The organism is Pseudomonas mediterranea CFBP 5447, assembly GCF_000774145.1.
Taxonomy (GTDB): Bacteria; Pseudomonadota; Gammaproteobacteria; order Pseudomonadales; family Pseudomonadaceae; genus Aquipseudomonas; species Aquipseudomonas mediterranea.
Genome location: NZ_KN322983.1, coordinates 101,472 through 113,337, shown reverse-complemented (window position 1 = coordinate 113,337; position 11,866 = coordinate 101,472). Strand labels below are relative to the sequence as shown.

Here is an 11,866-nt window from a genome sequence, read left to right as displayed (position 1 = left end):
GCGTTTGACAGGCCCCCATCGCGAGCAGGCTCGCTCCCACAGGGAATGCATTCCAGGGTGGGAGCGAGCCTGCTCGCGATGGGGGCCGCCGCCGATTTCCGACCATAGCCGTCGGACTTGATCATTTTTTGTGCTATATTCCGCCCCCGCGATTTTTCATCTTTCATACCGGTCATCGACATGCAAGCAGCCAAGCCGTTATTTGACTATCCCAAGTACTGGGCCGAATGTTTCGGCCCGGCGCCGTTCCTGCCCATGAGCAGGGAGGAGATGGATCAGCTCGGCTGGGATTCGTGCGACATCATCATCGTGACCGGCGATGCCTACGTCGATCACCCGTCGTTCGGCATGGCCATCATCGGCCGGTTGCTGGAAGCCCAGGGCTTTCGCGTCGGGATCATTGCCCAGCCGAACTGGCAGTCGAAAGACGATTTCATGAAGCTCGGCGAGCCGAACCTGTTCTTCGGTGTCGCGGCCGGCAACATGGACTCGATGATCAACCGCTACACCGCCGACAAGAAAATCCGTTCCGATGACGCTTACACGCCGGGCGGCCTGGCGGGCAAGCGGCCGGACCGTGCGAGCCTGGTCTACAGCCAGCGCTGCAAGGAAGCCTACAAGCACGTACCTATCGTGCTCGGCGGCATCGAGGCGTCCCTGCGCCGCATCGCCCATTACGATTACTGGCAAGACCGGGTGCGCAACTCGATCCTGATCGACGCCAGCGCCGACATCCTGCTCTACGGCAACGCCGAGCGGGCGATTGTCGAGGTTGCCCAGCGCCTGTCCTACGGCCACAAGATCGAAGACATCACCGATGTGCGCGGCACTGCGTTCATCCGTCGTGACACGCCGCAAGGCTGGTACGAGGTGGACTCCACGCGCATCGACCGTCCGGGCAAGATCGACAAGATCATCAACCCGTACGTGAACACCCAGGACACTGCCGCCTGCGCCATCGAGCAGGAAAAAGGTCCGGTCGAGGACCCAAGCGAAGCCAAGGTCGTGCAGATCCTGGCAAGCCCGAAGATGACCCGCGACAAGACCGTGATCCGCCTGCCCTCGGTGGAGAAGGTCCGTAACGACGCGGTGCTGTACGCCCACGCCAACCGCGTGCTTCACCTGGAAACCAACCCAGGCAACGCCCGGGCCCTGGTGCAGAAGCACGGCGAGGTCGATGTCTGGTTCAACCCGCCGCCCATTCCAATGACCACTGAGGAAATGGACTACGTGTTCGGTATGCCTTACGCACGTGTTCCGCACCCGGCGTATGGCAAGGAAAAAATTCCAGCCTACGAGATGATCCGTTTCTCGGTGAACATCATGCGCGGCTGCTTCGGCGGCTGTACGTTCTGTTCCATCACCGAGCACGAAGGCCGGATCATCCAGAACCGTTCCGAAGAGTCGATCATTCGTGAGATCGAAGAGATCCGCGACAAGGTCCCGGGTTTCACCGGGGTGATTTCCGACCTCGGCGGCCCGACCGCGAACATGTACCGCATCGCCTGCAAGAGCCCGGAGATCGAATCCGCGTGCCGCAAGCCGTCCTGCGTGTTCCCCGGCATCTGCCCGAACCTGAACACCGACCATTCCTCGCTGATCCAGCTGTACCGCAGCGCCCGCGCGTTGCCTGGGGTGAAGAAGATCCTGATCGCCTCCGGCCTGCGCTACGACCTGGCCGTCGAGTCGCCCGAGTACGTCAAGGAGCTGGTGACCCACCACGTCGGCGGTTACCTGAAAATTGCCCCGGAGCACACTGAGGAAGGCCCGCTCAACCAGATGATGAAACCGGGTATCGGCACCTATGACCGGTTCAAGCGGATGTTCGAGAAGTACACCAAGGAAGCCGGGAAAGAGCAGTACCTGATTCCGTACTTCATCGCCGCCCACCCGGGCACCACCGACGAAGACATGATGAACCTGGCGCTGTGGCTCAAGGGCAACGGTTTCCGGGCCGATCAGGTGCAGGCGTTCTATCCGTCGCCGATGGCCACCGCCACGGCCATGTACCACTCGGGCAAGAACCCGCTGCGCAAGGTCACCTACAAGAGCGACGGCGTGACCATCGTCAAGAGCGAAGAGCAGCGCCGCCTGCACAAGGCCTTCCTGCGCTATCACGACCCCAAGGGCTGGCCGATGCTGCGTGAAGCGTTGACCCGCATGGGCCGTGCCGATCTGATCGGGCCGGGCAAGCACCAGTTGATCCCGCTGCACCAGCCGGCGACCGACAGCTACCAGAGTGCCCGTCGCAAGAACTCGACGCCGGCCGGCAGCCACAAGGTGGGCAAGGACACCACCCGGATCCTGACCCAGCACACCGGCCTGCCGCCACGAGCCAGCGACGGCGGCAACGCGTGGGACAAGCGCGAGCAGGCCAAGGCCGCCGCGTTCGCCCGCAACCAGCAGGCGGCCAAGGAGCGCAAGGACGCCGCCAAGGGCAAGGGGCCGAAGCCCGCTCGCAAACCGGTCGTGCCGCGCTGATCGGCCAAACCCTGTCGCAAACGCCAGCCTAAGTGCTGGCGTTTTGCTTTCTAGCGGCAGTGCTACTCCTTTGCTATCGTGGCGCCCGCCCCTGTTCCGGGAGGTCAAGCGTGGTGATGCCTTTGTGGCGAGGGAGCTCGCTCCCGCTGGGCTGCGCAGCAGCCCCGATCAACCGACAGTGTCTCCCTGGCAGCTTGCATCATCCATATTGCGACGGCTTAGCTCCCTCGCCACAGAGGCCGTGTTGCTAAAGCGTTGACCTTCAGATTTCCAAGGATGATTGATATGAGCACCCCGTTACCCGGCATCGGCATGGACTACAGTCCCTCCCAGTTCATGGCCCGCCAACGCATCGAAAGCCAGATCAACCTGCCAAGGCTGTTCGCCGCCATTGACGCCGACCCCGGCATTGTCGGTGCTGGCGTGGTGTATATCGATGCGGAGTTCAACGTGGTGACCCTGCGCGAGTTCAAGCCGATCTGCAGCATCAAGCCCAAGCGGATCATCTTGCGCGAGGCGCAGAAGTACATAACGCCGGAGCAGTTCGCCCAGCAGGTACAGAGCAACCCCCGCGAATCGCGCCTGGTTATGGAAGCGGTGAACACCACCCTGTCCTGTGCGGGTGCGTTGATCAGTTGGTCGGTGATCGCCAGCGGGACCCTGCTGATACCCTTCAGTGCCGGTGCCAGCGGCGTCATGGTGGCAATTGCCTGGACGGCGGCGGGGGCCAGCAGCCTGCAGTGTGTTAACGGCCTTGCTCGCACCACGCTTGAAATTGCCAAACCCGAAGCGAATGACTGGCTGGACAGCGAAGGTTGGTACCAGAACGTCTCGATAGGTCTGGATGCGGCTTCGCTGGTGGGCGTGGGTGCTTCGGCATTGACGACGATCAAATTGGTGAGGGTCGCCAAGGCTTCGACGGGCAAGACAATGCGCGAGGTCCTGAGGGGATTGAACAGGCAGGAACGGGCCAAGTTAACCAAGGAGCTGTTGAGCATCAACGACCCGCGCCTGACGTCAAAGATGCTCAAGCTGAAGCAGCTTGCCGGCGCGTTGCCCAAGCGATACACCGCCGCAGAGCTCAGGCACGGCACCATCACGCAGATCAAAGACTCCCTCGGGGCCGCTATCGGGCTGACCGGGAGTGCGTTATCGGGCAATGTCAAAACCATTGCCATTGGTCTGTATGAAGAGTTCGATGAATGAACAAGGAACTGACGCTCAGGGTGTTCTTCCAGCGGCACTTCCTTGGCTTCATAGCGGCCATCTTCACCGCTTACCTTTCCGTTGCCTTGGCTCTTGCGCTGGCGTTTGTCACCTATTTCCGATCATGGTCGCTGGAAGACAGCGGCACCTACATCATGCTGGCTGGTGCTGTGGTCACCCTGCTGGTGGCCCACGGTAACCTGATGGTCCTGTGGGGACGACCGCGCTGGGTGTGGCTGCTGGTGGGGGTGTTTGCGGCCTGCCTGGCGTTTGTGCTGCCGATGATTTACTTCGCCCCTCATACAGTGCTTTATGGGCTGGCTGTGTTGTTTCCGCTATTAGGCTTGCTGTTGCTCAACAGCAAGCGCCACCGCGAAATGCGCAGCAGGTTGGTTGAGATTCGTCGACAACGCGAGGCAATCATCCAAGCTTCCAAGGCCTCACGGGCGCGTCGCTGAGGCCATTTGCTCGGCGGCACGACTGCTAAACTTGTACCGTTGTCTGCTGGAGGAAATCTACTGACCAATGCCAGACACCTATATGAGAGATCGACGGTGAGTGACCGATCCAACATCCGCAGTTTTTTGTTTAACTATTTTCCCGTTTTCATCGGGGCGATATTGGCATCGATCTTTGCTTTGGCATGTGCGATTCCGCTGTTCTTTGACAGCTATTTTCGCAACCTTCCCCTGGCCGAAGGCGCGAAGTGGTCTTTCCTGAGTGGGATTGCCCTCACCCTTGTCATCGTGCATTGCAATTTCATGATTGCGCGCGGACGTCCTCGCTGGGTGGTGCCGTTGGTAATAGTGCTGGGGCTTTGCTTTTTATGTGTACTGCCTACGATTGAATATCGTCCCAACAGACTGATCTACAGTTTAAGTCTGCTTTTTTCATTGCTTGCTCTGCTCCTTCTCAACAGCAAACGCCACCGGGAAATGCGCAGCAAACTCGTCGAAGTTCGCCGCCAGCGTGAACGCCTCACCCAAGCGATGAAGACCTCGCGCCCCCGCTGCTGAGTCGATTCGCTACGATCCCCGCCACATTTATGTGCACCTCTGCGCATGGGAAGTCGGGCATCGTTCGGTTTTAGTGCTCTACTGCCTTGAGTAGACGAAGAAAGTGTCCGGCCAGCCTGCATGGCATAAGTCTTGCGCCGCTTTCTATTCCGCCCAGGTTGCAGGAGGCACGCCGTGTCGATCCATGTCGCATTGCATCACGTCACGCATTACCGCTACGACCGTGCCGTCGAACTTGGTCCGCAGATCGTTCGCCTGCGCCCCGCGCCCCACAGCCGTACGCGGATTCTTTCCTATGCGCTGAAAGTTTCGCCTGAGCAGCACTTCATCAACTGGCAGCAGGATCCCCAGGGCAATTACCTGGCGCGCCTGGTCTTCCCTGAGAAAACCGCAGAACTGCGGATCGAGGTCGACCTGCTGGCGGAAATGGCGGTGTTCAATCCGTTCGACTTTTTCCTCGAGCCCTACGCCGAGCAGATTCCGTTCGTCTACGGCGTCGATGAGAAACACGAGCTGATGCCGTACCTGGAGACGCTGCCGCTCACCCCGAAATTCAAGGCCTACCTGGATGGCATCGACCGCACGCCGCTGCCGGCGGTGGATTTCCTGGTGGCGCTCAATCAGCGCCTGCACAACGACATCAGCTACCTGATCCGCATGGAGCCCGGTGTCCAGACCCCGGAGCACACCTTGGAGCAGGCGTCCGGTTCCTGCCGCGACTCGGCCTGGCTGCTGGTGCAACTGTTGCGTCACCTGGGCCTGGCGGCGCGGTTCGTCTCCGGCTACCTGATCCAGTTGACCGCCGATGTGAAAAGCCTCGACGGCCCGTCCGGTACCGAAGTGGACTTCACCGACCTGCATGCCTGGTGCGAGGTCTACCTGCCTGGCGCCGGTTGGATCGGCCTGGATGCGACGTCCGGCCTGTTTGCCGGGGAAGGGCATATTCCGCTGGCGTGCAGCCCCGATCCTTCATCGGCGGCGCCGATTACGGGCCTGGTGGAACCGTGCGAGTGCGAGTTCAGCCATGAGATGTCCGTGGAGCGGGTCTGGGAAGCGCCGCGGGTGACCAAGCCTTATACGGAAGAGCAATGGCTGGCGATCCAGGCATTGGGCCGGCAGATCGACGCTGACCTGCTGCAAGGCGATGTGCGGCTGACCATGGGTGGCGAGCCGACCTTCGTCTCCATCGATGACCCGGACGGCGCCGAATGGAACACCGCGGCGCTCGGCCCGGACAAGCGCCGGCTCTCCGCCGAGCTGTTCCAGCGCATGCGCAAGCACTACGCGCCCCAGGGGCTGGTGCATTTCGGCCAAGGCAAGTGGTACCCCGGCGAACAACTACCGCGCTGGTCCCTCAACTGCTATTGGCGACGTGACGGCGTGCCGATCTGGCACAACAGCGACTTGATCGCGGACGAGCAACGAGACTACGGCGCCGATGGCGAGATGGCCGGGCGTTTTCTGACGAGTGTCGCTGAGCGTTTGAACATTCCTGCGCGCTTCGTGTTTCCGGCCTACGAAGACAATTTCTATTACCTCTGGCGCGAAGGCGCGTTGCCCTCGAATGTCAGCGCCCAGGACCCACGCCTGGACGACGCCCTGGAGCGGGGACGCTTGCGCAAGGTCTTCAGCCAGGGCCTGGACAAAGTCATCGGCCAGGTCCTGCCACTGGCCCGTACCGCCAAGGGCGATCAATGGCAGAGCGGTCGCTGGTACCTGCGGGACAACCACTGTCGGTTGGTGCCGGGGGATTCGCCCTTGGGCTATCGCCTGCCGCTGGCGTCCCAGCCGTGGGTGACGGCAGCCGAATATCCGTTCATCCACCCCACCGACCCGAACCAGGATTTGCCCGGGCTGCCCGACACCGAACAACTGGCCCGTCACGGCGCGGCGTTGATCGAAGAGGATCGCGTACCGGAAATCGACGTGTCCGCCGACTGGCTGACCCGCACCGCCTTCTGCGCCGAGGCCCGCGAGGGTCGGTTGTATCTGTTCATGCCGCCCCTGGAGCGGGTCGAGGATTACCTTGAACTGGTCAGCGCCATCGAGGCCACGGCCGAGGAGTTGCAGTGCCCGGTGCTGTTGGAAGGCTACGAGCCGCCGAGCGATCCACGCCTGGGCAACTTCCGCATCACGCCGGATCCGGGGGTGATTGAAGTGAATGTGCAGCCGTCGGCGTCTTGGGATGAATTGGTCGAGCGCACCGAATTTCTCTACGAGCAGGCACGACAAACCCGGCTGACCACCGAGAAGTTCATGATCGACGGCCGGCACACCGGTACGGGCGGCGGCAACCATTTCGTCCTCGGCGGTGCGACACCGGCCGACTCACCGTTCCTGCGACGTCCCGATCTACTGCGCAGCCTGATCAGCTACTGGCACAACCATCCGTCCCTGTCGTACCTGTTTTCCGGATTGTTCATCGGCCCGACGTCCCAGGCGCCCCGGGTGGACGAAGCCCGTAACGATGCGCTGTACGAATTGGAAATCGCCTTTGCGCAAATGCCGGCGCCCGGTGAGGAGTGCCCGCCCTGGCTGGTCGACCGGTTGTTGCGCCACCTGCTGATCGACGTGACCGGCAACACCCACCGCGCCGAATTCTGCATCGACAAGCTGTATTCGCCGGACGGCGCCACCGGGCGTCTCGGCCTGCTGGAACTGCGTGCCTTTGAAATGCCTCCTCATGCCCGCATGAGCCTGGCTCAGCAATTACTGTTGCGAGCGTTGGTGGCGCGGTTCTGGCGCGAACCCTATGCGCCGGCCAAGCTGGCGCGCTGGGGCACCGAGCTGCATGACCGGTTCCTGTTGCCCCACTTCATCGAGCAGGACTTCGCCGACGTCATCGAAGAGCTGAATGGCGCCGGCTACCCGTTGCGGGCCGAGTGGTTCGCTGCGCATCTGGAGTTTCGCTTTCCGAAAGTGGGCGACTATGCGGCAGGCGGTATCGAGCTGCAATTGCGCCAGGCCCTGGAACCCTGGCATGTATTGGGTGAGGAGGGCGCAGTCGGTGGCACCGTGCGTTATGTGGATTCGTCCCTGGAGCGCTTGCAGGTCAAGCTCAACGGCCTGGCGCCGCAACGGTATCTGTTGACGTGCAACGGAGCGCCGGTGCCGCTGCAACCCACCGGCCGGGTTGGAGAGTTCGTCGCCGGGGTGCGCTTCCGTGCCTGGCAGCCGGCCAGTTGCTTGCAGCCGACCATCCCGGTCCACGCGCCGCTGGTCTTCGATCTGCTCGACACCTGGATGCAACGCTCCGTAGGCGGTTGCCAGTACCATGTGGCCCATCCGGGCGGGCGCAATTACGACAGCCTGCCGGTGAACGCCAACGAGGCCGAGAGCCGGCGGATGGCGCGTTTCTTCCGCCTGGGACATACACCTGGGAAACTGCCGATCCCCAGTCTGGCGGTGGATGAGGAGTTTCCTCTGACGCTCGATCTGCGGCACTTTCAGGGGATGCTACAAAAATAAGCGATACCGGAGCCGATTGACCTGTGGCGAGGGAGCTTGCTGTGGCGAGGGGATTTATCCCCGCTGGGCTGCGCAGCGGCCCTAATCCAGGGCAACGCGGTGTAGCAGGCATCGATATGGGGGCTTCGCCCCCCGCGGGGATAAATCCCCTTGCCACAGAGGTATTGGGCCGGTCATGCCGTTCACATGCCAAGCCATGGCATCTATCCGGGCATCACGCCCTTGCGCTAGTCTCACCTTTCACTGCCGCCTGCCGAGCTTTCCATGCCTGACCTGCTTGACCGTTACCCGCTGACAACGGGCACTTATCACGAACTGCTGGACGGCAACGGCGCGGTGCGTCCGCACTGGCGGCGGCTGTTCGACCAGTTGCAGCGCAGCACGCCGGCCCAGCTGATGCAGCGTCAGGCGTTGCTGGCGCGGCAGATCCAGGAAAACGGCGTCACCTATAACGTCTATGCCGATCCGAAGGGCGCCGACCGGCCATGGGAGCTGGACCTGCTGCCCCATGTCATCGATGCGCAGCAATGGAAGCAACTGTCGGCCGGTATTGCCCAGCGTGCACGGTTGCTCAATGCGGTGCTGGCCGACCTCTACGGGCCACAACGGCTGATCAGCGAAGGCCTGCTGCCGGCGGAGCTGGTGTTCGGGCACAACAACTTCCTCTGGCCTTGCCAGGGCATCAGCCCTCCGGAAGGGATTTTCCTGCATTTGTATGCCGTGGACCTGGCGCGCACGCCCGATGGGCGCTGGTGGGTCACGGCGGATCGGACCCAGGCACCCTCCGGGGCCGGTTATGCGCTGGAAAACCGCATGATCGTCTCCCGCGCCTTCCCCGATCTCTACCGCGACCTGAAGGTCCAGCACCTGTCCGGTTTCTTCCGTACCTTGCAGGAAACCCTTGCCCGCCAGGCCCCCAGCGAGGACGAGCCGCCCCTGGTGGTGCTGTTGACGCCGGGGCGTTTCAACGAAAGCTATTTCGAACACCTGTACCTGGCGCGTCAGCTTGGCTATCCGCTGGTGGAGGGGGGCGACCTGACCGTTCGCGACGCCACGGTCTACCTCAAGACTCTCAGCGGGCTGCGTCGGGTCCACGCGATCATGCGTCGGCTCGACGATGACTTTTGCGATCCGCTGGAGTTGCGTACCGATTCGGCCCTGGGTGTGCCGGGGCTGCTCGAGGCGGTGCGCCAGGGCCGGGTGCTGGTGGCCAACGCTTTGGGCAGTGGCATGCTCGAGTCGCCGGGCCTGTTGGGGTTCCTGCCGAAAATCTGCCAGTTCCTGTTCGGCGAGGACCTGTTGCTGCCTTCTATCGCCACTTGGTGGTGCGGCGAGCCGCCGGTGCTGGCCCAGGCCCTGGAAAAGCTGCCTCAGTTGTTGATCAAGCCGGCGTTCCCGTCCCAGAGCTTCAAGCCGGTGTTCGGCCGAGACCTGAGCGAAGAGCAACGCGCCGGTCTGGCGGCGCGGATCCAGGCGCGGCCTTACGCCTACGTGGCCCAGGAGTTGGCGCAGTTGTCCCAGGCCCCGGTCTGGCAGGCCGAGGACGGCCTGTTGCAGCCGCGGGCTATTGGCATGCGTGTGTACGCGGTGTCCGGTGAGGACGATTATCGGGTGTTGCCGGGCGGCTTGACCCGCGTGGCGGCCGAGGCCGATGCCGAAGTGGTGTCGATGCAACGTGGCGGCGCGAGCAAGGACACTTGGGTGCTGGGAGAACTGGCGCCTGGCAGCGAACAGTGGAAGGCCCAGCGCACCGTGGGCGTCCACGACCTGGTTCGACGGGATCCGTATCTGCCGTCCCGGGTGGTGGAAAACCTGTTCTGGTTTGGTCGTTATTGCGAGCGTTGCGATGACAGCGCGCGGCTGCTGCGGATCATGCTGGCGCGTTACGTCGATGGCGATGATCCCCAGGCCCTGCAATCGGCGGTATCCCTGGGTGAGAGCCTGATGCTGCTGCCCGAAGAGGGCGAACTGCCCGAGCGTCTGCTGGCGGCGTTACTGGGTGACGATTGGTCGTTCAGCCTGCGCTCCAACCTGCAGCGCCTGCAGTGGGCGGCCTCGCAGGTGCGTGGCAAGTTGTCCCGGGAGAACTGGCAAGCGTTGGTGGAGTTGCAACGCGAGGCCCTGGAGCTGGAAACCGGCGAAGCGGATTTCGGCGAGCTGCTGGATTTTCTCAATCGACTGGTGATGTCCCTGGCGGCGTTGTCCGGCTTTGCCCTGGACGACATGACCCGTGACGAGGGCTGGCGCTTCCTGATGATCGGCCGGCGCCTGGAGCGCCTGCAGTTTCTCAGCAGCAGTCTGGCCGCGTTCCTGCGGGGTGAGGCGGTGTTCGATCAGGCCGGGCTGGAATGGCTGCTGGAGCTGGGTAACAGCAGCATCACCTACCGCTCGCGTTACCTGGCGGTCGCCCAGTTGATCCCAGTGCTCGACCTGTTGCTGCTGGACGAGCAGAACCCCCATGCAGTGCTCTTCCAGTTGAAACTGGTGGCTCGTACCCTCAAGCGCCTGAACGATGACTTTGGCGCGCCCAGGGAAACCGCGCTGCCGGAGTTGGTGACGCGCCTGTCGCGCTTTGACCTGCGCTGCCTGGAGAACCCGTTGTTCGGCGAAGCCAGCCTGCGCGCCGCGCTCGATGGCCTGGCCGACCTGCTGCAGGAAGTGGCCGATGTCAGCGGCCAGGTGTCGGATCGCCTGGCCCTGCGTCATTTTGCCCACGTCGATGACGTCAGCCAACGCACGGTGTCCGTATGATGAGCGCCCGCTACCAGATTCTTCACGACACCCATTACCACTACGACAGCCCGGTGTCCCTGGCCCAGCAGCTTGCCCACCTGTGGCCTCGACCCTGCGATTGGCAGCGTTGCACCGACCAGCAGTTGGTGATCAGCCCCGAGCCGACGACCCGCCGGGATGAGCTGGATGTCTTCGGTAATCCACTGATCCGCCTGGCTTTCGAACGGCCCCATGACGAGTTGCTGGTCAATGCCCGCCTGAGTATCGAAGTGCTGGCCCGCCCGGAGCCTGATTTCAACCTGTCGCCATCCTGGGAGTCGACCTGCCAGGCGCTGACCTACAGCAGCCGGCCGCTGTCCGAGTCGTTGCTGGACGCGTGTCGCTACCGTTTCGAGTCTCCCTACGTGCACCTCAAGCGCAGCTTCGTCGAGTTTTCCGAAAGCTGCTTCCCGCCGGGACGCCCATTGATGTTGTGTGTCCGGGCGCTGATGGAGAAGATTTTCGACGAGTTCACGTTCGATGCCGAGGCGACCCAGGTGGCGACGCCGCTGGTGGAGGTGCTGGAACGGCGGCGGGGCGTCTGCCAGGACTTCGCCCACCTGATGCTGGCCTGCGTACGCTCCCGTGGGCTGGCGGCGCGTTACGTCAGCGGCTACCTGTTGACCCAGCCACCGCCCGGCCAGCCCCGGCTGATTGGCGCCGACGCGTCCCATGCCTGGATCTCGGTGTTTTGCCCGGCACTGGGCTGGGTGGATTTCGACCCGACGAACAACGTACGGCCGGCCCTGGAGCACATCAGCCTGGCCTGGGGCCGGGATTTTTCCGACGTGTCGCCGTTGCGCGGGGTGATCCTGGGGGGCGGTAACCATGATCCCGAAGTGCGAGTGACAGTGATGCCGCTGGAGTGATTCAGGGTTTGGTCTGAGAGAGGGCAGCAGGGGCACGGCTTGTGCTGTGGGAGC

At 62.9% G+C, this 11,866-nt stretch carries 7 protein-coding genes; all 7 read left to right on the top strand.

Annotation, left to right across the window (positions count from 1 at the left end):
* Nucleotides 1-180: 180 nt before the first annotated feature.
* The 7 genes from N005_RS06045 (at nucleotide 181) to N005_RS06015 (ending at nucleotide 11,812) form a co-directional block, all read left to right on the top strand.
* Nucleotides 181-2,481: a YgiQ family radical SAM protein gene (locus tag N005_RS06045; RefSeq protein WP_047700333.1), complete on the top strand. Its 2,301-nt coding sequence runs from the start codon at nucleotides 181-183 to the stop codon at nucleotides 2,479-2,481.
* A 285-nt stretch (nucleotides 2,482-2,766) separates the two neighbouring features.
* A complete protein-coding gene (ssp4, locus tag N005_RS06040; protein ID WP_047700331.1) occupies nucleotides 2,767-3,687 on the top strand; it encodes an Ssp4 family T6SS effector in 921 nt (306 codons plus the stop codon).
* A complete protein-coding gene (locus N005_RS06035; RefSeq protein ID WP_047700329.1) occupies nucleotides 3,684-4,145 on the top strand; it encodes a membrane protein in 462 nt (153 codons plus the stop codon). Before ssp4 ends, N005_RS06035 begins: the two co-directional genes overlap by 4 nt.
* A 96-nt stretch (nucleotides 4,146-4,241) precedes the next feature.
* On the top strand, nucleotides 4,242-4,703 hold the full coding sequence (locus tag N005_RS06030) for a hypothetical protein (protein ID WP_047700327.1): 462 nt from the start codon (nucleotides 4,242-4,244) through the stop codon (nucleotides 4,701-4,703).
* A 174-nt stretch (nucleotides 4,704-4,877) separates the two neighbouring features.
* The gene (locus N005_RS06025; protein ID WP_047700325.1) at nucleotides 4,878-8,171 is read left to right on the top strand and encodes a transglutaminase family protein; all 3,294 of its coding nucleotides are present in this window, start codon (nucleotides 4,878-4,880) and stop codon (nucleotides 8,169-8,171) included.
* A 264-nt stretch (nucleotides 8,172-8,435) separates the two neighbouring features.
* On the top strand, nucleotides 8,436-10,922 hold the full coding sequence (locus tag N005_RS06020; protein WP_047700322.1) for a circularly permuted type 2 ATP-grasp protein: 2,487 nt from the start codon (nucleotides 8,436-8,438) through the stop codon (nucleotides 10,920-10,922).
* Nucleotides 10,922-11,812, top strand: a complete 891-nt coding sequence (locus tag N005_RS06015) for a transglutaminase family protein (RefSeq protein WP_047700320.1) — start codon at nucleotides 10,922-10,924, stop codon at nucleotides 11,810-11,812. Before N005_RS06020 ends, N005_RS06015 begins: the two co-directional genes overlap by 1 nt.
* Nucleotides 11,813-11,866 lie beyond the last annotated feature (54 nt).